This is a genomic window from Methylobacterium sp. 092160098-2 (genome assembly GCF_028920805.1).
Lineage (GTDB): Bacteria > Pseudomonadota > Alphaproteobacteria > Rhizobiales > Beijerinckiaceae > Methylobacterium > Methylobacterium fujisawaense.
In genome coordinates this window covers 844,961-862,498 of sequence record NZ_JAQPZJ010000002.1, presented here as the reverse complement: position 1 = coordinate 862,498, position 17,538 = coordinate 844,961, and the positions used below count along the sequence as shown (strand labels likewise).

Genomic DNA, 17,538 nt, shown 5'->3' with positions numbered 1-17,538 from the left:
GACATAGAGCGGCGCGCTCAGGTCCGTCGACATACGTACCACCGCCCTTCGTGGCGAAGGGTGAAGGCGTTGAAGCCGCGAGAGAACGCCCAGACCGTAGAGCCTTCGCCGGTCGTCCGGAACGGCTTGTCGAAGGTGGTGGAGCTGTCGAACGTGGAGCCGTCGACGGTCCCGCCGGCCATGCGGCTTCCGCCGATCGTCAGGACGAGATCGGAGTAGACGGTCCTGCTGCCGTCGGCCTCGACCCGGGGCGTGCTGCCGCCGGTGAAGTGGACGCGGGCGGAGACGGGATGGGCCGCCGGGCGCGATGTGCCGCGGCCGGCGTCCAGGACCTCGCGGCCGCAGGACAGGCCGTAGTCGGCCTCGACCGCCGAAGCCACGCAGGGAGTCAGCGACGCCAGGAGAGCGAGGATCGGGGAGGCGGTGCGAAGCATGGTCGTGTCGTCAGCAGCCGTTGAGGGGTTTGATGCGGGCGATGAAGGTACCGCCGGCGGTCCGGGAGACGGTGGCGACGGCCGCGCCGTCGCAGACCGCGCCCGACCCCTTGCGGTACCGGTACCGGGCTTCGACCTCCGAGCCGTCCAGAGGGCGGATCGAGACCACTCTCAGGGGTTCGGCGAGGCTCGCGTAGAAGCGCGATATCGCCTCCGGCGAGTAGGGGCCGGAGGCGCGGCGCTCAGGAACGACCAAGCCCGAGGCGGATCTTCCGTCCGCCCGCCCGAGCGCCTCGTAGAAGGACCTGACGATCGCGGCAGGCTCGCCTCCCAAAGCGGCGCCGGCGGGCGGAGCGGCGGGTGCGGGCGGCGGGGCCGACGCTGCGGGCACGTTCAGGCGCGCCAGGAACCCGGTCGTGATCGCGGCCGCGAGACGGTCGTCGCCGTCGCCCATGCGGACGGCGAGCTCGACTAGGGACGGCTCGTCCGCGGACCGGCCGTCGAACATCACGACCCCGGAGGTCGTCTCGGGACCGTAGGGCCCCTTGCCGGGCCGCCCGAGGCCCTGCGCGCCTCCCGGCGTCGAGTAGGCTACGACCGAACCGGCGAGGCGCTGCAGGCGGTCCCGCGGCCATGGAGAGAAGACGTAGTCCCCCGCGTCGTCCATCCCCTCGGCGCGGACGCGCTCGGCGAACCGCCGGGCCTGGGGGAAGAGGCGGCCGGCCACGCGGGCCACCTCGAACCTGCCGGAGGTCCCCCCGTCGGCGAACCGGCGGCTGACCATCGGCCCCGCGTAGCCGCCGTTGACGCGGTCCAGGACGGCGTCGGGCGGCACGACATAGAGCACGTCGCCGTCCGATCCCGACTGTCCGTGGCAGGACCACGCCTTGGGCCCGAGGACGCCCAGCCGTGCATCGGGGGAGGTCGTGAAGAAGGCCAGCGCGCCGGCCGACCCCTGCGGGACGAGGACGCGCACGGTGGCCGGGGTCTTCGGAGGTGGCACGTCGTCGGCCATGCTCTCGAGCGGACAACCGACCACCGGAACCTCGGCGTTGAGGAGCGGCGCCCTATCGCCGGCGGCAGAGCGTTCCGCCCAGTATGCCTGGGCGAGTTCGCCGCCGGTCGGGGATTGCGCGGAGGCGGGGATTGAGGCGCATGCGGCGACGAGCATCGCGCCCGCAAGCCGGGTGGCCGCACGGGACATCGTCGGGGCGCGCACTACTCGGCCTCGTCGTCCAGGCTGCGGCCGCGCCGCACGGGCGGAGCCTCCGGGTACACGAACCGGCGCGAGACCCATCCCTCGACCTTGCGGTAGCGGACGAAGATCCAGTTGCCGTTCCGGTCCCCGAGGGGAACGATGCCGCGGCCGTCCGGCGGAATGACGCCGACGATCCTCGCGTCGGAGGTCGGGTATTCGCGGACGTTGAGTACGTCGTTGGGCGCGGTGTCGATCACCCGAAGCGTGCTCTGCGCCCAGGCCGTGCCCGGAGATGCGATGGCGAGAACGAGGGCGAGCGTTCTGAGCGTGTTCGTCACCGCAGACATCCGGGGCGAGATCCATGGAAAGGCGGATAGTGCGCCCGCACCCTCTCCATCGCAACGTGAAGTGGAAGGAGGACTGGCGGATCCACCGCCGCTTCGTCGATCAAGGTTGCCTCGCCGTGAACGACAGGATCTATCCGCGCGACCGGTGGACGAAGGATCCGCCTAAAGGATCCGAAGCATTCGGATCGGATGCCCGGAGCGGTGCGATGCGGAACGCGACGATTGAGGATCTGACCGGCTGGTCCGCCGAGACGCGTGCGCTCGTCGACGAACGGCTCGAGGCGCTCGCGCGTTGGCGGGAGGCCAACGGCAAGCCGGAACGAGCGGCCGAGATCGTGGCGGCCGAGATCGTGGCGGCCGCCGTCGACGGATGGACCTACGGGCGCGCCAGTAGCGATCTCTGGCTGAAATGCACACGAAGCCTGCTGTCCAGCGAGATTGCCGAGCTCCTTCGTTCCCGGCACCCCGAGATCGAGTCCGAACCGGGCTGCGCGGACGTCGTCGAAGGATTGTCTCGCGGCGGCGTCCTCGATCTGGACGGATTCCTGGTCGAGGGGCTCGAGGCCGTCGATTTCACGCGCCCGGTCGAGGACGTGCTGGAGTCCGTCGTCGAAGTCGTACGGCTCGAAGGAGCTGCGATCGAAGCCGAGCATCCGGCGCCGTAGGGCGAACGGCCGCCATGGGCGGGTCGATCCGCCTGCGCCTTGCGAAGGAGCGGAATATCTAGTTTCCTGACCGGATCCGGGAGACCCGCCATGCCGACGTACAGGACTTCGCCGACGGCGGCCGAGCACGCCAGAGCCCAGCGCATGCGCGCCTTCGGGCAGTTCATGCTGTTCGCCTCCCTGGGGCTGCTCGGCCTGGTCGTCGTGGCGACGGGCGGCAGCTGGTTCTGGCTCGCCTCCAAAGGGAAGATGTCCGATCTCGGCGAGATGGCACGCAAGGGAGCCCTGATGACGCCGGCCACCGCCGGCGGAGACGCCTACGAGCAGTTCTTCGATACGCCGGCGAGGCTCGAGGCCGAAGCCAAGGACGCCAAGGCCGAGAAGGAGGCGCGCGACAAGGCCGAGGCCGTCAGGCGGCTGCGCGAGGAGGTGAAGCGCCGGGATCCGCGCATCACGCACATCCTGGCGCTGCGCGAGCGCATCGAGAAGTGGCGGGCGGAGAAGGCCAGTCAGGCGATCATCGACGAGCCGGTCCAGTACCGCCGCATCGAGGCGGAGGCCCGCTGACGCCGAAATCGTCAACCATTCCTTCGATTTTCATTCCTTCGTTGCGCGATGTTCGTCTAGGGTCCCGTCTCCGCTCGGTTCGAGAGCTGCGGAAGGTGGGTTCATGGGCGAAGGCCTTGGCATAGGCGGTCACCAGAAGGTGCGCGGGACGCGGACGGACACGTGGCTGACCCCGCGTGCGATCATCGACGCCCTCGGCCCGTTCGATCTCGACCCGTGCGCCGCGCCGGACCCGAAGCCCTGGCCGACGGCTGACACCCACTACACTTGGCCCGCCCAGGACGGCCTGATCCTGCCGTGGTTCGGCCGCGTCTGGCTCAACCCGCCCTACGGTCGCGCGCTCGGCACGTGGCTGCAGAGGCTCGCGCGCCACGGCCGGGGTACCGCCTTCACATTCGCGAGGACCGAGACCAAGGCCTTCCACGACCACGTCTGGAACGAGGCCGACGCCGTCCTGATGCTGCGGGGGCGCATCTCCTTCTGCTATCCCGACGGCAGGCCGGGCCGCAACGGCGGGGCGCCGAGCGCACTTATCGCCTGGGGAGCTGAGGACGTCGAACGCCTTATGGCCAGCGGCATCCCCGGGAAGCTGCTCGCGTTGAAGCGCCCGGTGATGATTCACCTCGCCCTCAACGTCGACCCGCCGATGCCGGCATGGCGGCAGGTCGTGACGGACGCGATCCGCTCGCTCGGCGGCCGGGCGAGCCTCTCCGCCCTCTACGAGGCGCTGGAGCACCATCCAAAGGCCAAGGCGAACGGGCGGCACTGGCAGGCGAAGGTCAGGCAGACGGCAGCAGTCGTGGCACGCCGCGTGGACACCGCCCAATACGCCCTGGCGGTCTGAAGCCCTATCGGAGAGCAGTCGCGATGGCCGAGCACGATCAGCGCTTCGACAACTTCGCCCAATGGTTCGACGAGGGTCCGTCCTGGCTCGGTCGCCGTGGGCCGGCTGAAACGGCAGTCTGCCTGGACGCCCGCAATCGGCTCTGCGTTGCCAACGCCGACTTCATGCGGGCCCGGGACCAGAAGACGTTCCCGGTCCGCTGGCTCTGGCCCGAGGACGTCGCCGCGCTGGCGGCTGCCCAGGCGTCCGAATGCTGCGTTCCCCGCCGGGACGAGCCCTCGTTCGTCCTGCTGGGTCGCGATCCTCAGGCTCCCGATCTCGTCGACCAGTGGGCTGCAGACCGGGAGGCGGCGAATCCCGGCGAGGCGAAGCCGACCATGGCCCGGGCCATAGCGGAACGCATGCGCGCGTACCGGGCGCAGCTGCCAGGGTCCTCGTCGGCAGCGGACGATGTCCGCAAGCGGAACGACGCTTCGGCCCGTGCCGAGGAGACGCTGCGCGAAGCCTTCCTGACCGGGGATCCGAACATCCCGCGCGAGATCACGCCCCTATCCTGGCTGCGTTCGATGGTCGATGCATGCGACGGCACCGACGCCGCCACGTCCCTGGGTGGGGACGATCCTGCCGCATGGTTCGAGATGTGCCACGAGGTTCGCAGACTGCTCGACAAGGCGACGGCGGTCCTCGCGCCGTCGACGTGCTCGGTGGAAGGAGAAAAGGAATGACCGAGATCTGGAACCACCATCCTGAATTTCGGGAGGCGCGTCGACGCGTCGAGGCGCAGACGATGGAGCAGGATCTGGACACGATCGACTCGCTCCTGGGCCGGGACGAGCTCGCCTTCGGCGCCACGCCGGCGGAGGTGAAGGCGGAGGCTCTGAGGCAGCTCGAGATCGAGTACCGGACCGACCGCAACGAGACGGCCGAGTTCTGGACGAAGGTCGCGCGGGCCAGCCGGCCTGGAGCGTAGCAGGGGGCACGCGGCACGCCCCGTCGAAGGGAGGGCCGCCATCGGCGAGGATGCGATGGGCGACAGGCTGACGGAAGCGCCGATCGGCGCCAGGGCGCCCGCGATCATGGGCGGCCACTGGTACATGACGGAGAGCGGCTGGAAGTGGAATGGGCCCGACGGAAGCGGCAGCACGTTCCCGAACCCGGGCGGCGACTGGACCAGCGTCCTGATCGAGCCCGGCGCAGTCGATCCCTTCGAATGGAACGGGGCGGCTTCGCCTTCGGATGCGCCCACATCGGATCGGTGACGCCGACCGGGCTCGCCGCGAGACACACGGAGAGGATCATGTCCGAGCAGACGATCGAGGACGCGGTGTTCAGCTATCCCGAAGGAACGCTGGTCGACGTCAAGCTGACGGTCCGGCTGCCGGCCGGCGCCACCGAGAAGCAGGTCAACGAGTGGCTGCACCACACCATCTCGCAACAGGGCGCGATATGCGTCGACAATCCCCTCTACAGGCACGCGCCGGAGGCATGGGGGCCGTTCGGACTGGCCTGGACCGACACGGGCGATACCGGTCGCGAGGAGCGGTACGACCATGAGAAGACCGGCCCGAACAGCTCGACCTTCAAGGTCAGGTACCTGCGCGAACGTCGGGGCTGATCGTGCAACTGAAGACCATCGCTTTCGGATGATGACAACATGACGATCAAGCTGGTCAAGACGTGCACCGCCTACCCCGAACAGTACGATGCCTACGAGAACGGCGAACGGGTCGGGTATCTGCGTCTTCGTCACGGACACTTTCGCGTGGACTGCCCGGTTTCGGGCGGGGAGACGGTGTTTCGCGCAGAACCCCGGGGAGACGGGATGTTCGAAGACGACGAGCGCGACTTCCACCTGACCTGTGCGGTCCTGGCGATACGGTATTGGGTCGTCCGCCGTGCCGGGGGAGGGGAGCCTCTCTACGAGATCGACGATCGGGATGCGGTCTGAAGAGAGTAGCGGGGCAGCACATGACGACGACCGACATCACGCCGGCCCCGATCCACGTCCTTCACCTATGGGGCGAACCAAGCAGCGAATGCGGGATCTGCGAACAGTATGGGCCCCACCGCCATGCGGTCGGCTGGTACTGCGGCCCCGTCAAGGAGGACATCGGCCAACCCGTCCCCGAGTGGGGCCCGGACGCCATCGCTGCAGGCCGGACCGTCTGCAGGACGTGCCACGATCGGTTCTACGGCATCGAGCCGAGCGCGGAGAGACAGGAGACGGGGTCGATGAGGCCGTCAAGAAATTCGACATCGAGGAGTGAGCGATGAATGACGCCCTCAGGACGGCGAAAGCACTGACCCGGGTAGGGGACCACCTCCGATCCGCCGGCCAGAAGATCACGAAAAGCGCCGACGAAAGAAGGGAGAGCCACCCTCCGGACGATCCGGGAACGGCTTCCATGCGTGCCGCCGGACTCGTGCTGAGCGTGCTCGCCGACGCTGCGGCGATAGCCGCGGACGAGTTCTCGACGCCGTCGAGCGCGTCATAGCGGCAGACTGACGAGAGGAGGGATCGATGAGACTGGACCGATACATCGGCGAGGAGCCGAAGTTCCGCGTACAACGGAGGCAGCCGGACGGCACGTACGAGGAAGTGCCCGCGTTCGACTACTTCGTGCTCGCCTTGAAGGACACGATCACCCCTGCCGCCCTTTCAGCCTATGCGGACCGGGCGCGGGCGCTCGGCGACCACGAACTGTCGCAGGACATGGATCGCCTGGCGGAGGAGGCCCGCCAGCGCGCAGACGCGAAGATGCCCGACTAGACGACGCGCGGGATCGGTCGACGGTGCGGCCGGTCGGGGTCGTGGGCCACGACCGGGTTCGGCGAGATTATGCGTGGCGGCGGGCCACCATCGGAGGGCACGGCCTTGGCGTTCTGGATCGAGATGCGGTGCGAGGGGCGGATGCGGAACAGCGCCTGCCCATCCAGTCGGGATGCGGGGCCGATCATGGATCTGTTCGATGACAGCCTCCGGAGCGCGCAGGCCGGGCTCCGGGAGCTCGCGGCCGAGGCCAGAGGGCTGGGCTGGCGTCGGACCCGCGAAGGATGGACGTGCCCGGCATGTCGGGCGCTGATGGCGACCGGGACGAAGGACGAAGCCGCTTGACGACCAAGGGTACGGATCCGGCCGCCAAAGCCGCGCTGATCGACGAGATCGCGCAGCTGCTGGAGGACCTGCGCGCCAATAGGCGCGACCACATCGATGCGGGGGACTGGATCGAAGATCACGGCGAGCGCGTGCTCGCGGCGCTGCGCGACGAACCCATGCCCGGAGGACCGAAGTGAAGAACACCTTGAGCGAGGTCGACCGTCAGGCCCTCGCGTTCCTGACCCAAGGGCCCGATGCCCCCGGCGAGGTTGTCGACGAGGCCACGATGTGCGCGCATCTGGTCTACATCGATCTCGTCGACAGAGGGCTCGCGGCGAAGGAGATGGGCGAGGACGGGCCGGTGTACTCGATCACGGACGCCGGCGCCGCCGCCCTGGCTGCGCCCGTTCTGAACTAGGATCGGCTCCGGGCATGGACGACCACATCACGGACGCCGATCTCAAGCGTGGGATCCGGGCCTGGTCCGATCGGCTCCACATCCCGGTGACGCGGATGATGTCGCGGGTGCTCCGCGAGGAGATCGAGACCGCGCGACAGCTCCGCCTCGCCGGAATTGAACCCCCGCCGAGGGACGTGCCGGAGGTGAAGAAGCTGGCGCGTGCGATCTTGCAGGGAGAGACGGCCGCACCCGGTATGGATCCGAGCACGCCTTCGGGGGCGGGAGGAGCCGAATGACGAAGCGCGAACGGTTGGCGAAGGCTCTGATCGCGCTGGCGTCCGAGCACGGTGTTCCGAACAGCGTGACGCCGGGAGAGCTCTCGCTCCATACGGACCTGCGCCCCTCGGACATCGGGCGCCTCGTCGCCGGCGAGCGGATCGCCCTGAACGGGCTGCTTTCCGAAAAGGGCATCCGCATCAAAGGCTACGACCGCGACGCCTCCGGTCGCTCCTGGATACGCCTCGCGGCCGTCGAGTAGACGCCACTCCCTCAAGCCGGCCGCACCGCGCGCCGCCCAGGCGAAGACGCTCCGCCACCAACCGAACCCGACACCAGGACTCCTCTCCATGATCCTCGGCCTCGCAGGCACCCATCGGTCCGGAAAGTCCACCCTCGCGCGGGACGTCGCGGAGAGGGCCGGCATCGGCTACTACGACGGCTCCTTCGGTCGATTGGCGAAGACGCTGGGCTACGAGTCCGTCGCGAAGATGGACATCGCCGAGCGGCTGTCGATGCAGCACCGTGTGCTCGACCTCTACGACCGCGAGATCCGCCAGGACGGAGGAGGGCGGATCACCGACCGCACGCCGTTCGACATGTGCGCCTACCTCATCGCGGAGGTGGGCATGCACGCGGGCCTCGAGGAGGCGGCATCCCGGTCGGTCGTCGCCTACCGCGACCGGTGCATCGCGCTCACACGGGAGCTGTTCGACGCCGTGTTCCTGCTCCAACCGCTGCCGGTCTACGTCGTGGCCGACGGCAAGCCGTCCGGCGACCCGGCCTACCAGCAGCACATCCAGATGCTGATCGAAGGTGGGATCCATGCCGCGCGCGGCTCCGTGCGCGCGATCCCGGTCGACGCGCACGATCACACCACGCGGATCCGCATGGTGCTCGACGCGATGCCGACGGTCGCCGGACATTCGCTCCGGGCGATCCGCAAGGAATGCGGCCGCGGCTAGAGGTGCTGCGCGGGACAGCCTTAACGGCGTGGAAACCCGGTTTCGGGTCGGCGGTCGGAATGCGCTGGATGTGCGGAGCATTCGAAGGCATGATGCTTCGAAATCTGCGGTTTATTCCTTCGTTCGGGGCCCGTCGGCCCTTCGGGATGAGCCGAACGGCCTGAAGGAATCTCGATGCCGACGCCGGAAGAGGTCGGCCGCCTCGCCGAAGCGATGTGGCAGGTGCTCGACGACATGGGTGCCGACGGGCGATCCGTCTGCCTCGCCACGAAGGCGTCGGCCCGCGTGGCGTTCGAGCCGTTCCTGCAAGCGGAATTCGCGGCGGACCCGTCCCTGGCCCCCGACTACGCGCCCGACATGAGCCTCTCCGAGGCTCGGGCAGTCCTGGCGGCATCGAACTAGGCGCACGACGGAAGGCCCGGAGACACGTCATGGTCGGTGGCATCAGGCACCACAGCATCGGACTGTACGGCCTCGTCGGGCTGGCCGCGCTCGCAGCCGAGGCGGCGGCCGTGCGGCCGGAGGCGCGCCCGAGCGTCGAACCGAGACCGGAGCCGGTCCGGGCGCCGGATCCGGTGGAGCCTCCGTCGGCCGCACGGGAACTGACGGCGGCCGACGTGGCCGCTCTCGCCGCGGCCGACGAGAGACGTGCCCGCAGGAAGGCGCGGCGGATCGGCGGGCGGGTCTGAGATGGACCTGCCCTACCTCTATCGCTCGACGATGGCCGAGAGCGGCGACGGTTCGGGCTTCGTCGCGACGGTGCCGGACCTGCCGGGATGCTCCTCCTTCGGCCGCACCGAACAGGAGGCGAAGGAGCATCTGATCCCTGCGATCCGCTCCTGGATCGCCGTGCGCGAGGCCGCAGGCGATCCGGTGCCCGCCCCGGGATCGGCGCGCGCGACGACCGAGGAGGGAGGGTCCGTCCTTCCGTCCGTACTCAACAGACACTGCTACGACCCGGCCACCGAAGCCGTCTTCATCGGTCGCGGCGGCAAGTGGGGGAATCCCTTCCGAATCGGCCGCGACGGCGACCGGCGGACGGTGATCGCGAAGCACGAGGCGTGGCTGCGCGGCCAGCCCCATCTGCTGCGCGACCTCGGCGAGCTCCGCGGCCGACACCTCGTTTGCTTCTGCGCCCCGGCCGCCTGCCACGGTGACACCCTCCTGCGGCTCGCGAACGGCAACCGGGAGGATCTTGTGGCGTGGTGGCGGGATCGGCCCGCCGAGATCCGAAACGAGACCCCAGGGGGGACGGGATGATCTTGAACGAAGACGAGTGTGCGGCGGCCGGGGTCGACCCGAAGAAGGTCGCGTCCATCGCGCGTCGGATCGAGCGCGCCGCCCTCGAAGCACGAGCCCTGGGCGTCCAGATCTTCGGCGGATCCGGGAGCGGCAGCCTGCGCTTCGACGACGGCCAGCGACACATGCTGGTTCTGGCCAACGTAAACGGCAACTGGAGCGGCGGCTGCGGTGCCGAGATGGCGGACGGCGAAGGCCTGATACGAGGCGAATAGGAGGATTCGGCCATGGTTGGAAGGATCACGGTGGCCGAAGCCGCCTTCGCCCGCTGCATGGCCGTTCTGGGCCACCATTTCACGCTCCGCGACGTGGAGCGCAACGGGATGCAGGCGGACTACGAGGCCGCCCGCCGCGCCGGTTTCTATCAGTGTGCCGGGATCGAGAGCACGGTCAAAGGCGAGGACTGGGCGAATTCGGCCCCGGGTCGCGCAGCGATCGCCGCGGCACGCGACGCACGTTGCTAGGGAGGCGGACATGCCGTTGGACACGAACCGTCCGAAGGACTTTCGGCGCACCCTGCTTCCGCCCGGCGAAGCGCAGGACCGCGTCCGCCGGGCGGCCCTGCATCTCGTCGGCAGCCGGCCGGAACGGCTCTCCTTCGCGGAGGCGCACGTCTCTACGGAGAAGCCGGGCACGATCGAGGTCACGTTCTCCCGCGCGCTTACGGACGCGGAGGTGCGGTTCTTTCGGGAGGTCTGCGGCCGCACCGCTCCGCTGATGGACGGCGTGACCGACTGAGGGGCCGATCATGGCGTGCAATTACGAGGTGGAGGACGACCGCTTGGCCCGGCAGATCGTCGACGAGTGGCGCGCCTGGGTGAAGTCGCCGGAGTACGGGCCGACGGAGCCCATGAGCGAACTGAGCCTGCGGGAACTCGCGAGGATCATCGCCGAGCGTCTGGGGCAGCGACGGCAGCCGCTCGCGAATGCGGCAGGGTAGCAGGGCCAGGGCTTCGAGGAGGATGGGATGCGGGACCGCAGGGTAGCCATCATAGCCGGGCTCGGCGCCGGACTGGCCGCCGCCGTCGAGCGGGCTTTGTCGGGCGCGGACGCGAAGGATCGGCACGTCGTGCGGATCGAGGAGCCGACCCCGGTCTGGCCCGAGGAGGACATGCGGGTGCGCGTTGGACCGCCGGCGAAGGACTGGAAGCAACGCGAGAAGCGCCGACCGCGTCGGTAGGGGGAGCGACCATGGGTCAGCCGACGGGGCCGCGGAACCATCACGGAGTCAAGAACTCCGCCGAATGCTGGCGCACGGTCGAGGGCGTGCGCTGGCCGCAATGGCGATGCGAGCCCTCCGCCACGATCATCGCCGCCTATCGCGCAAAGGGCATCCGCTTCCGCAAGGTCAGACACAAGGACGGCGCGACGGACCTGTTCGTCCACCCGGAGGACCACGCCGTCGCGACGATCGTCGACGCCGAGGTGGAGCCCATGCTCGGCTGAGGCGGGAAGTACAGCGATCGGTCGATATGAATCAGCAAGCCGTGGCAATGCCTTGGGCGTCGGGCGGACGCAGTCCCGATAGAAGGGGGATAGAAAGCTCGAGGGCGAGGGAACGCGGATCGGACTGGACCAATGCGGCAACTCGAGCACGGGGCAGGAACCCGGAAACACTCCCTGACCACATCGGCGGTGCGGCTTCGGCTGCCAGCGGCATAGCGGTTCGCGCGACATTGGTCATAGCATAGATGCCGGCAGGTTGGAGGTCCGCCTCCCCGCATTGGTCCAGTCCGATACCCGCCGGAGGAGCCGAGGCTTCCACGGTCTGATCCGTCACAGAGAAGGAACGGCGTTGAACGACGAGCTTCGGATCTTCGGTTGTTTGTCATTCGGAAAGGATGGCGGTTCAAGCGGATTGACGCGTTCGTATTACGTTCCTAGCTTGGCTGTATGATACTAGCCTTTCGGCAAAAACTGCGGCCTACAGCTGCCCAGCATCGGCTCTTAGCCGAGCGTCTGGAGCGGCAGCGCGAACTCTACAACGCCAGCCTGCAGGAGCGACGCGATGCGTGGCGGCTCAGCCGCAAGGCCGTCACACGGCTCGACCAGCAGAAGAGCCTCACCGTAATTCGGGCCGATGATCCGGACGGTCACGGTGCCGATCCGGTCAACATGGGACGCTGGACGCTCAAGCGCGTCGAGGACGCATTCACCGGCTTCTTCTCGCGCGTGCGCCGAGGCCGCAAGGCCGGGTTTCCCCGATTCCGTTCCGCCGCACGCTGGCGCAGCTTCGGCCTGCTAGAGGCGTGCGGCATCCGATTGGAAGGCGGACGTCTGCACCTCAAGGGCATGGACCGCGGCATCCGACTCAACCACGATCGGACGCTCCCGCAGGATGCCCGCCTCCTAAGCGTTGTCTTCACTCGTCGCGAGCGCCACTGGTTCGTCAACTTCCTCGTCGAAACCACCGAGGTCGTTGCGGTGAGCCATGAGTCAGCTGACGATGCTGTCGGCATCGACCTGGGCGTGGAGGCCCTTGCCACCCTCTCGACCGGCGATCGGATCAGGAACGTCCGCCCGGCGAGCCGACGGGCGCGGGAGATCCGCAGATCGCGGCGTGCGCTGGCGCGTTGCAGGAAGGGATCGAACCGACGTCGGAAGGTACGGGCCAAGCTCGGCCGACAGCTGGCCAAAATCGCCAACGCTCGCAATAACCACCTCAATCAGGTCTCCGCGACTCTGACGAAGGCTCACAGCCTCATCGCCATGGAGCGTCTGTCCGTGGCGAACATGACCCGCTCGGCGGCCGGGAGCGTGGAGAAGACTGGCACGAACGTCGCGCAGAAACGGGGATTGAACCGCGCGATCCTGGATGCGGGCTGGAGCGAACTCGCGAGGATGATCCGCTACAAGGCCGAACGCGCCGGTGGCGAGCTCATTCTCGTCGAGGCGAGAGGCACGAGCGTGGCGTGCAGTGAGTGCGGAGCGGCCGTGCCGAAGCTTCTGTCGGAGCGACGGCACCGCTGCGGCTGCGGCCTGGACCTGCACCGTGACGTGAATGCGGCCAGGGTGATCCTGGCCCGAGGTCTTGCGGCGCAAGCCGCGAGCGAGGGGGGTCTGCCCCTTGGGGACGCGAACGTGGGCCGTCGGGCCATGCGTCGTCCCGGGACGCTCCTCGTAGCCTGAGGGCGACGCTGGAGACCGTCGGCTGGGGCCCACCAACCCCAGATGACGAAAGACCGAAAGCAGTCACTGGCGTAAGGCGCCGCCCTGGCTCCGGCTGGAATTGAGCGGAGGCAATACGGCCATACGGTGCGCCGGCAGGTTGGAGGTCCGCCTCCCCGCATTGGTCCAGTCCGATACCGATCGGAGGCGCGATCGCCTCCTCGGCTCCGGCTCTCGCAGGCAAGGAACGACGATGAAGGACAAACTCGGAATCTTCGGCCACCATCCGGACCCGTCGACGGACTTCACCATCGAGGTCGAGGCCCTGGAGGGCCTGATGGTCGAGGTGCGGGCGAGACTGCGCTCGCAGTGGCCGTTCTGGGGCAGGCTGTCCCGGTTGCTGCGGTTCGTGCGTTCGCCCGCATTCGCCGCTCTCGATTCCATCGCCCAGCGCGCCCGGCCGGCGGTGCTGACGATGGAAAGCCGCTTCCAGGCTGCGTGAACACGATGGGGATGGACCCGATGCGGGATCTCGACAAGTTCGTGCTCGAAGAGAGCGGCCTGCGGTGTGGGGCCATCGTCGACGATCCCGACGAGATGATCGCCGAGATCGGCGTCCTGGTCCCTAACGGCGAGGATGGCTCGAGCTACGCACTGACGAACCTATCCGGCCCGGAAACCGAGCAGCTGCGGGATTGGCTGTCCGCCCGCATCGAAGCTGCCGGCGGAGCGCGTCGGTCGGCAGCTTCGCACCCGACGTCCGGAGGTGCGGCGGCCCAGGCGGCCGAAGCTCTCGAGGTGCTGTTGTCGGAGCTCTCGGAGCCTGGGGTGCCGATGCCCGATCGCGAGCGCCTCGCCGGCGTGCTGGCGACCGTCCTGTCCATCTTGAAGCATTCGCCTCCCGTGAAGGATCCCGGCAGGGTTCTGCTCCACGCCCTCGCCACCATGGTCGAGAACCCGAGGATCGTCAGCACGGGCGACCTCGGCCGCGCGCTCGATCCGTCCCTGAAGACCGAGCGGGCCTGTGCGCTGGGCGGCAACCGCATGCGCCAGATGCTGGCGCGCGGCTGGGTTGTGCGGGAGCGGTTCGCACGATGGGCGGTGACGGAGGAGGGGCGGGCCGAGCACGAGCGTAGGCAGGACAATCCTACGATGGGTGCAGCCGGCTAGAGGCGGCTGCATGCCATGTCGAGTGATCACGGACAGCGGCGGTTCGGCAAGTCGCTCATGCGGGGACGGATACGAAGCGTCCGTCCCTGAATTCCTCGACGAAGCGCCCCCAAGCCTTGCCGCAGGCTGCGTGGTACACCTGCACGAGCTTGCCCTCGGCACCCTTGTAGGGACCGGACGAGATCTGCATCTCGATCGTGCTTCCGACCACGTAGGTGTGCTGCCTTTTGGGGTGGTAGACCCGCTTGGCAGAGGCCGACAGCGGCTGCAGGGCCGCCTCCAGGCTCTTCAGCGCCGGATCGGCCGCATCCAGTGAGCCGTTGCCCCTGGCGGCTGCCAGAGCGGTCTCCGCGGCGGCGACCAGCCGCGCGACGCGGTCGTCCAGTTCGGCCGCGGCCTCCAACAGCCGCATGCTGGTTTCCGTCGTCATACCCTGCGTGTTCCCTTCCGACCGCGAAATTCCCAATCCTTGATCCTGGGCTTCTTGCCGAGCTCCCGGTGGATCCTGCCCGGCCAGCGCAGCTCGTCGGTGCCCTTTAGATGCCTTTCGCCGGCGGCGGCGATCGCGGCCGCCGCGGCGGCGAGGCAGCTCGAGGCCGTCGCCAGAACACGGATTCCATCCGTCACGACGTGGTCCCCCGATCGGTGTCGGACGCCGTCGGCGCCCAGCTAGGTTGCGGTGCCGGGCACGCGGCTGCCGCGGCCAGATCGGCGGCCTCGAACAGGTCCCGGGCGCGATGCGCAGGAACGGGCTCATGAGGGGCCAGGGCGTGGGCGCAGACGCGCACGCACCCGCCGTAGAGCGGGCAGTCGCCGCAGTCGAAATACCTGATGTCGTCATTCATGGCCGTGGCCCGGGCGCGGCGATCGCGCGGGCGACGAACGCGTTCTCGATCTCCTCGCGGAGGTCGTGGATGCTGCGACGTCCATAGCCTCCGTCGGCGGAGCGGAAGTCCTCCTCCCAGATCGGCTCCGGCCTTGCGCTCAGGTCGTAGGCCTCGGGATCCTCCGCGGGCGTCGGAACATGGGTGGAGACGGCGATGGTGCCGAGCGACGTATTCACGTCGAGATCGTACAGCGTGGTCGGATCGGTCGACGACGCGTCGTGGAAGGTCGTGACCACGAGACTGCCCTGGACACCGACCTGACCGTGGGTCGGCAGGTCCAGACGGATGGAAGCCTGGACGCCGGCCTCGACGAGGTCGGCGACGAGCTCCGTCAGCGGCGCCACGGCCAACAGGGCGCGGTCGAATCTCGCGACGAGATCGGCCTGGGCGGCTTCGAGACGTTGTTTCAGACGGGCCATGGAATCCTCGCCCGCCGAAGGTGTCGGCACGCGTCGAAAACGGCAAATGCAGCCGCGCTCATCAGGTCGCTCCTTCGCCGGACTCGTCCTGCGCAGGGCCGGTCCGGCCGAACATGCGGTCCAGGAAGCCGACTGGGTAAGCCCAAGCCAGCATGACGAGTGCGGCGATGCCGTTCGAGAACGCCATGATCCGGATCGACGACCCGGTCGGCATGATCGCGGCGGTCGCAGCAGTCGCGACGAGGATCAGCGCCACGCCTAGGGTCGTGCGTCGTCCGTCTCCGCGGAAGCCGAGGCGCAGGCAGAGCACGGTCCAGGAGCCGATGAAGGCGAGGCTGCCGATCGACGTGGCCAGGAAGGCGATCTCCTGCAGGTGCGCGAGGCAGATCCGGACACGCATCATGGGGGCGATGTCGATCGCATGACCGAGCGCGGCCGCCGCGAGCCACGTCGTCGCGAATGGGCCGTCGTCCAGCACACGGACTTCGTCGGATCCAGCGGGCATCGGCGTCACGTTCGGCTGGAACTGGGCCTCCCGGCCTCCGGATGCTGGCAGGGTCAGGTCCGCGGCCTGGAGACTACCCGCACCGGGACCGGTCGGATCCGCGGCTGCGTGTGAAAACAAAGGAACGACAGCGCTGCTGCGGACAGAAAGACGAGGAGATCGGTCGCATGCTCTGCCATTTGGCTCTCCCCTCAGGTGAAGTGCTTGCTAAGGGCCAAGCCCTGTCGCTGGTAGTTGGACGCCACCTCGGTGCCGTAAAGGCGCTCCGGCCGGGCAGCCATCCGTTCGTAGACGAGCCGGCCGACCACCTGTCCGTGGGTTACGGCGAAAGGCACGTCTCGGCAGCGAATTTCGAGGACGCCGCGCGATCCCGATCCGCCGGAGCAATGATGTCCGAACGAGCAGTCGAAAAAACCGGCTTGGTGAATTCGGAGCTCGCCGAGTAATGGATCGAACGGTATCATCTCAGCAGCGTATTCAGGAGGAACGACGATGGCCTCCTTCGACGCGAATATGTAGAAGGCTCCCGGGTCGAGAACGAGAAGACCATCGCTCGGGGCCGGTATGGGCTCCCAGAATACTCCCCTCGGGTGGGCCCGGACCTTGTCGAGGTCCACGATGCCCGCGTAGGGCCGGGCCTTGTAGCCGGCGATCCGCTCCGGGCCGAACCCCTGCAGATCCATCGAGAACGCCACCCCGTTCTGGAAGCAGGGTGCCGGAGCGTCCGTCAGAGGGTCGGCCGCATGGAGGGTGGCGGTCTCGGCGTCGCTCAGGCGCGAACGACCCTGGCGGAAGCGGATCTGGGAGAGACGCGACCCCTTCCGGACCACGACGGGGAATACGCCGGGTGCGATCTCCGCGTAGAGCGGGCCGACGTATCCGGGAGCGACGGTATCGAACGCGGCGGCGTGGTCGGCCAGCACGCGGGTGAAGACGTCCAGGCGTCCGGTCGAGCTCTTCGGGTTGACGGCCCCGTGCATGGAGGAGGCGAGGGCGATGCGCTCCTGGATCTCGGCGACGTAGACGCAGCCCGTCTCCAGCACCGCGCCTTCGGTCAGATCGATCTCGAACAGGCCGAGGCGGTCGATGCGCTGCCGGACCGTAGCCTCGCTCCCGGGAAGGAAGCTCGCCCGGACGCGCCACGCCTTCGCACCCAGGCGCAGGTCGAGGCTTGCCGGTTGGATCTGCCCGTCCACGAACGGGATGTCGGAAGCGATCATGCCTGCATCGGCCATGAGCCGGATCGCGCTGTCGGGCTGGGTGCCGGATTCGAACGCCGGCTGGGCGCGCAGGTCCGCAGGTTTGGGAACGTGGGTCATCCGCCGCTACGATGTGAGTTCGTTCCTTCCTACCCTGT

The 17,538-nt window shown here is 68.5% G+C and carries 35 protein-coding genes; 27 read left to right on the top strand and 8 right to left on the bottom strand.

Annotated features, from left to right (window positions below; all coding sequences use genetic code 11):
* Positions 1–17: 17 nt before the first annotated feature.
* The 3 genes from PQI07_RS29760 to PQI07_RS29750 are packed head-to-tail and all read right to left on the bottom strand — an operon-like array spanning position 18 to position 1,970.
* Positions 18–434: a hypothetical protein gene (locus tag PQI07_RS29760; protein ID WP_274928504.1), complete on the bottom strand. Its 417-nt coding sequence runs from the start codon at positions 432–434 to the stop codon at positions 18–20.
* Between the two features lie 10 nt (positions 435–444).
* Positions 445–1,653 (bottom strand): hypothetical protein, encoded by a 1,209-nt coding sequence (locus PQI07_RS29755; protein WP_274928503.1) that lies wholly within the window; start codon positions 1,651–1,653, stop codon positions 445–447.
* Positions 1,653–1,970: an SH3 domain-containing protein gene (locus tag PQI07_RS29750; RefSeq protein ID WP_274928502.1), complete on the bottom strand. Its 318-nt coding sequence runs from the start codon at positions 1,968–1,970 to the stop codon at positions 1,653–1,655. Before PQI07_RS29750 ends, PQI07_RS29755 begins: the two co-directional genes overlap by 1 nt.
* A 215-nt stretch (positions 1,971–2,185) precedes the next feature.
* Here PQI07_RS29750 and PQI07_RS29745 point away from each other — a divergent pair, with 215 nt between their 5' ends.
* From PQI07_RS29745 to PQI07_RS29700, 10 genes are all read left to right on the top strand, one after another.
* Complete coding sequence (locus PQI07_RS29745; RefSeq protein WP_274928501.1) at positions 2,186–2,644, top strand: hypothetical protein; 459 nt, start codon at positions 2,186–2,188, stop codon at positions 2,642–2,644.
* A gap of 90 nt (positions 2,645–2,734) precedes the next feature.
* Positions 2,735–3,211 (top strand): hypothetical protein, encoded by a 477-nt coding sequence (locus PQI07_RS29740; RefSeq protein ID WP_274928500.1) that lies wholly within the window; start codon positions 2,735–2,737, stop codon positions 3,209–3,211.
* 103 nt (positions 3,212–3,314) lie between these two features.
* A complete protein-coding gene (locus PQI07_RS29735) occupies positions 3,315–4,055 on the top strand; it encodes a DNA N-6-adenine-methyltransferase (protein WP_274928499.1) in 741 nt (246 codons plus the stop codon).
* A 23-nt stretch (positions 4,056–4,078) separates the two neighbouring features.
* Positions 4,079–4,780 (top strand): hypothetical protein, encoded by a 702-nt coding sequence (locus PQI07_RS29730; protein ID WP_274928498.1) that lies wholly within the window; start codon positions 4,079–4,081, stop codon positions 4,778–4,780.
* Complete coding sequence (locus tag PQI07_RS29725) at positions 4,777–5,025, top strand: hypothetical protein (RefSeq protein WP_274928497.1); 249 nt, start codon at positions 4,777–4,779, stop codon at positions 5,023–5,025. The genes PQI07_RS29730 and PQI07_RS29725 overlap by 4 nt, the downstream gene beginning before the upstream one ends.
* Before the next feature lie 55 nt (positions 5,026–5,080).
* The gene (locus PQI07_RS29720) at positions 5,081–5,314 is read left to right on the top strand and encodes a hypothetical protein (RefSeq protein ID WP_274928496.1); all 234 of its coding nucleotides are present in this window, start codon (positions 5,081–5,083) and stop codon (positions 5,312–5,314) included.
* Positions 5,315–5,352: 38 nt separating this feature from the next.
* Positions 5,353–5,670, top strand: coding sequence for a hypothetical protein (locus PQI07_RS29715; RefSeq protein WP_274928495.1), 318 nt, complete (start codon positions 5,353–5,355; stop codon positions 5,668–5,670).
* 39 nt (positions 5,671–5,709) lie between these two features.
* On the top strand, positions 5,710–6,003 hold the full coding sequence (locus PQI07_RS29710; RefSeq protein ID WP_274928494.1) for a hypothetical protein: 294 nt from the start codon (positions 5,710–5,712) through the stop codon (positions 6,001–6,003).
* A 322-nt stretch (positions 6,004–6,325) separates the two neighbouring features.
* Complete coding sequence (locus PQI07_RS29705; protein ID WP_274928493.1) at positions 6,326–6,550, top strand: hypothetical protein; 225 nt, start codon at positions 6,326–6,328, stop codon at positions 6,548–6,550.
* A gap of 26 nt (positions 6,551–6,576) precedes the next feature.
* Positions 6,577–6,825, top strand: a complete 249-nt coding sequence (locus PQI07_RS29700) for a hypothetical protein (RefSeq protein WP_274928492.1) — start codon at positions 6,577–6,579, stop codon at positions 6,823–6,825.
* On the opposite strand, the gene PQI07_RS29695 is transcribed toward PQI07_RS29700, so the two are convergent.
* A complete protein-coding gene (locus PQI07_RS29695; RefSeq protein WP_274928491.1) occupies positions 6,822–7,013 on the bottom strand; it encodes a hypothetical protein in 192 nt (63 codons plus the stop codon). The two genes, PQI07_RS29700 and PQI07_RS29695, sit on opposite strands and share 4 nt — an antisense overlap.
* Before the next feature lie 96 nt (positions 7,014–7,109).
* Here PQI07_RS29695 and PQI07_RS29690 point away from each other — a divergent pair, with 96 nt between their 5' ends.
* From PQI07_RS29690 to PQI07_RS29605, 17 genes are all read left to right on the top strand, one after another.
* Positions 7,110–7,349 (top strand): hypothetical protein, encoded by a 240-nt coding sequence (locus PQI07_RS29690; RefSeq protein ID WP_274928490.1) that lies wholly within the window; start codon positions 7,110–7,112, stop codon positions 7,347–7,349.
* Entirely contained in the window at positions 7,346–7,570 is a 225-nt protein-coding gene (locus tag PQI07_RS29685; protein WP_274928489.1) for a hypothetical protein, read from the top strand. Before PQI07_RS29690 ends, PQI07_RS29685 begins: the two co-directional genes overlap by 4 nt.
* 14 nt (positions 7,571–7,584) lie before the next feature.
* Positions 7,585–7,848: a hypothetical protein gene (locus PQI07_RS29680; RefSeq protein WP_274928488.1), complete on the top strand. Its 264-nt coding sequence runs from the start codon at positions 7,585–7,587 to the stop codon at positions 7,846–7,848.
* Positions 7,845–8,090 carry a hypothetical protein gene (locus PQI07_RS29675; protein WP_274928487.1) on the top strand — a complete coding sequence of 82 codons (246 nt, stop codon included), beginning with the start codon at positions 7,845–7,847 and terminating at the stop codon, positions 8,088–8,090. The genes PQI07_RS29680 and PQI07_RS29675 overlap by 4 nt, the downstream gene beginning before the upstream one ends.
* 88 nt (positions 8,091–8,178) lie before the next feature.
* A complete protein-coding gene (locus PQI07_RS29670) occupies positions 8,179–8,793 on the top strand; it encodes an AAA family ATPase (protein WP_274928486.1) in 615 nt (204 codons plus the stop codon).
* Between the two features lie 174 nt (positions 8,794–8,967).
* Positions 8,968–9,195 carry a hypothetical protein gene (locus PQI07_RS29665; RefSeq protein WP_274928485.1) on the top strand — a complete coding sequence of 76 codons (228 nt, stop codon included), beginning with the start codon at positions 8,968–8,970 and terminating at the stop codon, positions 9,193–9,195.
* A 29-nt stretch (positions 9,196–9,224) separates the two neighbouring features.
* Positions 9,225–9,482: a hypothetical protein gene (locus tag PQI07_RS29660; protein WP_274928484.1), complete on the top strand. Its 258-nt coding sequence runs from the start codon at positions 9,225–9,227 to the stop codon at positions 9,480–9,482.
* A gap of 1 nt (position 9,483) precedes the next feature.
* The gene (locus PQI07_RS29650; protein WP_342462667.1) at positions 9,484–10,053 is read left to right on the top strand and encodes a DUF4326 domain-containing protein; all 570 of its coding nucleotides are present in this window, start codon (positions 9,484–9,486) and stop codon (positions 10,051–10,053) included.
* Positions 10,050–10,307, top strand: a complete 258-nt coding sequence (locus PQI07_RS29645; RefSeq protein ID WP_274928483.1) for a hypothetical protein — start codon at positions 10,050–10,052, stop codon at positions 10,305–10,307. The genes PQI07_RS29650 and PQI07_RS29645 overlap by 4 nt, the downstream gene beginning before the upstream one ends.
* Before the next feature lie 12 nt (positions 10,308–10,319).
* Positions 10,320–10,556 (top strand): hypothetical protein, encoded by a 237-nt coding sequence (locus PQI07_RS29640; RefSeq protein WP_274928482.1) that lies wholly within the window; start codon positions 10,320–10,322, stop codon positions 10,554–10,556.
* 10 nt (positions 10,557–10,566) lie between these two features.
* On the top strand, positions 10,567–10,830 hold the full coding sequence (locus PQI07_RS29635) for a hypothetical protein (RefSeq protein ID WP_274928481.1): 264 nt from the start codon (positions 10,567–10,569) through the stop codon (positions 10,828–10,830).
* A gap of 10 nt (positions 10,831–10,840) precedes the next feature.
* A complete protein-coding gene (locus PQI07_RS29630) occupies positions 10,841–11,032 on the top strand; it encodes a hypothetical protein (RefSeq protein ID WP_274928480.1) in 192 nt (63 codons plus the stop codon).
* A 27-nt stretch (positions 11,033–11,059) separates the two neighbouring features.
* Positions 11,060–11,272, top strand: a complete 213-nt coding sequence (locus PQI07_RS29625; protein WP_274928479.1) for a hypothetical protein — start codon at positions 11,060–11,062, stop codon at positions 11,270–11,272.
* Between the two features lie 11 nt (positions 11,273–11,283).
* Positions 11,284–11,538, top strand: coding sequence for a hypothetical protein (locus tag PQI07_RS29620; protein WP_274928478.1), 255 nt, complete (start codon positions 11,284–11,286; stop codon positions 11,536–11,538).
* A 447-nt stretch (positions 11,539–11,985) separates the two neighbouring features.
* Positions 11,986–13,221 (top strand): RNA-guided endonuclease InsQ/TnpB family protein, encoded by a 1,236-nt coding sequence (locus PQI07_RS29615; RefSeq protein ID WP_274928477.1) that lies wholly within the window; start codon positions 11,986–11,988, stop codon positions 13,219–13,221.
* Positions 13,222–13,453: 232 nt separating this feature from the next.
* Positions 13,454–13,702, top strand: a complete 249-nt coding sequence (locus PQI07_RS29610; RefSeq protein ID WP_274928476.1) for a hypothetical protein — start codon at positions 13,454–13,456, stop codon at positions 13,700–13,702.
* A gap of 20 nt (positions 13,703–13,722) precedes the next feature.
* Positions 13,723–14,370 carry a hypothetical protein gene (locus PQI07_RS29605; protein WP_274928475.1) on the top strand — a complete coding sequence of 216 codons (648 nt, stop codon included), beginning with the start codon at positions 13,723–13,725 and terminating at the stop codon, positions 14,368–14,370.
* Between the two features lie 55 nt (positions 14,371–14,425).
* On the opposite strand, the gene PQI07_RS29600 is transcribed toward PQI07_RS29605, so the two are convergent.
* The 4 genes from PQI07_RS29600 to PQI07_RS29585 form a co-directional block, all read right to left on the bottom strand.
* Positions 14,426–14,782, bottom strand: coding sequence for a hypothetical protein (locus PQI07_RS29600; protein WP_274928474.1), 357 nt, complete (start codon positions 14,780–14,782; stop codon positions 14,426–14,428).
* A gap of 429 nt (positions 14,783–15,211) precedes the next feature.
* Complete coding sequence (locus PQI07_RS29595; RefSeq protein ID WP_274928473.1) at positions 15,212–15,676, bottom strand: hypothetical protein; 465 nt, start codon at positions 15,674–15,676, stop codon at positions 15,212–15,214.
* Between the two features lie 61 nt (positions 15,677–15,737).
* Positions 15,738–16,181, bottom strand: a complete 444-nt coding sequence (locus PQI07_RS29590) for a hypothetical protein (protein ID WP_274928472.1) — start codon at positions 16,179–16,181, stop codon at positions 15,738–15,740.
* 191 nt (positions 16,182–16,372) lie between these two features.
* Entirely contained in the window at positions 16,373–17,500 is a 1,128-nt protein-coding gene (locus PQI07_RS29585) for a 2'-deoxycytidine 5'-triphosphate deaminase (RefSeq protein WP_274928471.1), read from the bottom strand.
* Positions 17,501–17,538: the final 38 nt, after the last annotated feature.

What these genes read in the sequence shown, in the direction of transcription:
- PQI07_RS29760 (WP_274928504.1), bottom strand. Translation starts at nt 434, where the DNA reads ATGCTTCGCACCGCCTCCCCGATCCTCGCTCTCCTGGCGTCGCTGACT.
- PQI07_RS29745 (WP_274928501.1), top strand. Translation starts at nt 2,186, where the DNA reads ATGCGGAACGCGACGATTGAGGATCTGACCGGCTGGTCCGCCGAGACG.
- PQI07_RS29740 (WP_274928500.1), top strand. Translation starts at nt 2,735, where the DNA reads ATGCCGACGTACAGGACTTCGCCGACGGCGGCCGAGCACGCCAGAGCC.
- PQI07_RS29735 (WP_274928499.1), top strand. Translation starts at nt 3,315, where the DNA reads ATGGGCGAAGGCCTTGGCATAGGCGGTCACCAGAAGGTGCGCGGGACG.
- PQI07_RS29730 (WP_274928498.1), top strand. Translation starts at nt 4,079, where the DNA reads ATGGCCGAGCACGATCAGCGCTTCGACAACTTCGCCCAATGGTTCGAC.
- PQI07_RS29725 (WP_274928497.1), top strand. Translation starts at nt 4,777, where the DNA reads ATGACCGAGATCTGGAACCACCATCCTGAATTTCGGGAGGCGCGTCGA.
- PQI07_RS29720 (WP_274928496.1), top strand. Translation starts at nt 5,081, where the DNA reads ATGGGCGACAGGCTGACGGAAGCGCCGATCGGCGCCAGGGCGCCCGCG.
- PQI07_RS29715 (WP_274928495.1), top strand. Translation starts at nt 5,353, where the DNA reads ATGTCCGAGCAGACGATCGAGGACGCGGTGTTCAGCTATCCCGAAGGA.
- PQI07_RS29710 (WP_274928494.1), top strand. Translation starts at nt 5,710, where the DNA reads ATGACGATCAAGCTGGTCAAGACGTGCACCGCCTACCCCGAACAGTAC.
- PQI07_RS29705 (WP_274928493.1), top strand. Translation starts at nt 6,326, where the DNA reads ATGAATGACGCCCTCAGGACGGCGAAAGCACTGACCCGGGTAGGGGAC.
- PQI07_RS29700 (WP_274928492.1), top strand. Translation starts at nt 6,577, where the DNA reads ATGAGACTGGACCGATACATCGGCGAGGAGCCGAAGTTCCGCGTACAA.
- PQI07_RS29695 (WP_274928491.1), bottom strand. Translation starts at nt 7,013, where the DNA reads ATGATCGGCCCCGCATCCCGACTGGATGGGCAGGCGCTGTTCCGCATC.
- PQI07_RS29690 (WP_274928490.1), top strand. Translation starts at nt 7,110, where the DNA reads ATGGACGTGCCCGGCATGTCGGGCGCTGATGGCGACCGGGACGAAGGA.
- PQI07_RS29680 (WP_274928488.1), top strand. Translation starts at nt 7,585, where the DNA reads ATGGACGACCACATCACGGACGCCGATCTCAAGCGTGGGATCCGGGCC.
- PQI07_RS29675 (WP_274928487.1), top strand. Translation starts at nt 7,845, where the DNA reads ATGACGAAGCGCGAACGGTTGGCGAAGGCTCTGATCGCGCTGGCGTCC.
- PQI07_RS29670 (WP_274928486.1), top strand. Translation starts at nt 8,179, where the DNA reads ATGATCCTCGGCCTCGCAGGCACCCATCGGTCCGGAAAGTCCACCCTC.
- PQI07_RS29665 (WP_274928485.1), top strand. Translation starts at nt 8,968, where the DNA reads ATGCCGACGCCGGAAGAGGTCGGCCGCCTCGCCGAAGCGATGTGGCAG.
- PQI07_RS29660 (WP_274928484.1), top strand. Translation starts at nt 9,225, where the DNA reads ATGGTCGGTGGCATCAGGCACCACAGCATCGGACTGTACGGCCTCGTC.
- PQI07_RS29650 (WP_342462667.1), top strand. Translation starts at nt 9,484, where the DNA reads ATGGACCTGCCCTACCTCTATCGCTCGACGATGGCCGAGAGCGGCGAC.
- PQI07_RS29645 (WP_274928483.1), top strand. Translation starts at nt 10,050, where the DNA reads ATGATCTTGAACGAAGACGAGTGTGCGGCGGCCGGGGTCGACCCGAAG.
- PQI07_RS29640 (WP_274928482.1), top strand. Translation starts at nt 10,320, where the DNA reads ATGGTTGGAAGGATCACGGTGGCCGAAGCCGCCTTCGCCCGCTGCATG.
- PQI07_RS29635 (WP_274928481.1), top strand. Translation starts at nt 10,567, where the DNA reads ATGCCGTTGGACACGAACCGTCCGAAGGACTTTCGGCGCACCCTGCTT.
- PQI07_RS29630 (WP_274928480.1), top strand. Translation starts at nt 10,841, where the DNA reads ATGGCGTGCAATTACGAGGTGGAGGACGACCGCTTGGCCCGGCAGATC.
- PQI07_RS29625 (WP_274928479.1), top strand. Translation starts at nt 11,060, where the DNA reads ATGCGGGACCGCAGGGTAGCCATCATAGCCGGGCTCGGCGCCGGACTG.
- PQI07_RS29620 (WP_274928478.1), top strand. Translation starts at nt 11,284, where the DNA reads ATGGGTCAGCCGACGGGGCCGCGGAACCATCACGGAGTCAAGAACTCC.
- PQI07_RS29615 (WP_274928477.1), top strand. Translation starts at nt 11,986, where the DNA reads ATGATACTAGCCTTTCGGCAAAAACTGCGGCCTACAGCTGCCCAGCAT.
- PQI07_RS29610 (WP_274928476.1), top strand. Translation starts at nt 13,454, where the DNA reads ATGAAGGACAAACTCGGAATCTTCGGCCACCATCCGGACCCGTCGACG.
- PQI07_RS29605 (WP_274928475.1), top strand. Translation starts at nt 13,723, where the DNA reads ATGCGGGATCTCGACAAGTTCGTGCTCGAAGAGAGCGGCCTGCGGTGT.
- PQI07_RS29600 (WP_274928474.1), bottom strand. Translation starts at nt 14,782, where the DNA reads ATGCGGCTGTTGGAGGCCGCGGCCGAACTGGACGACCGCGTCGCGCGG.
- PQI07_RS29595 (WP_274928473.1), bottom strand. Translation starts at nt 15,676, where the DNA reads ATGGCCCGTCTGAAACAACGTCTCGAAGCCGCCCAGGCCGATCTCGTC.
- PQI07_RS29590 (WP_274928472.1), bottom strand. Translation starts at nt 16,181, where the DNA reads ATGCCCGCTGGATCCGACGAAGTCCGTGTGCTGGACGACGGCCCATTC.
- PQI07_RS29585 (WP_274928471.1), bottom strand. Translation starts at nt 17,500, where the DNA reads ATGACCCACGTTCCCAAACCTGCGGACCTGCGCGCCCAGCCGGCGTTC.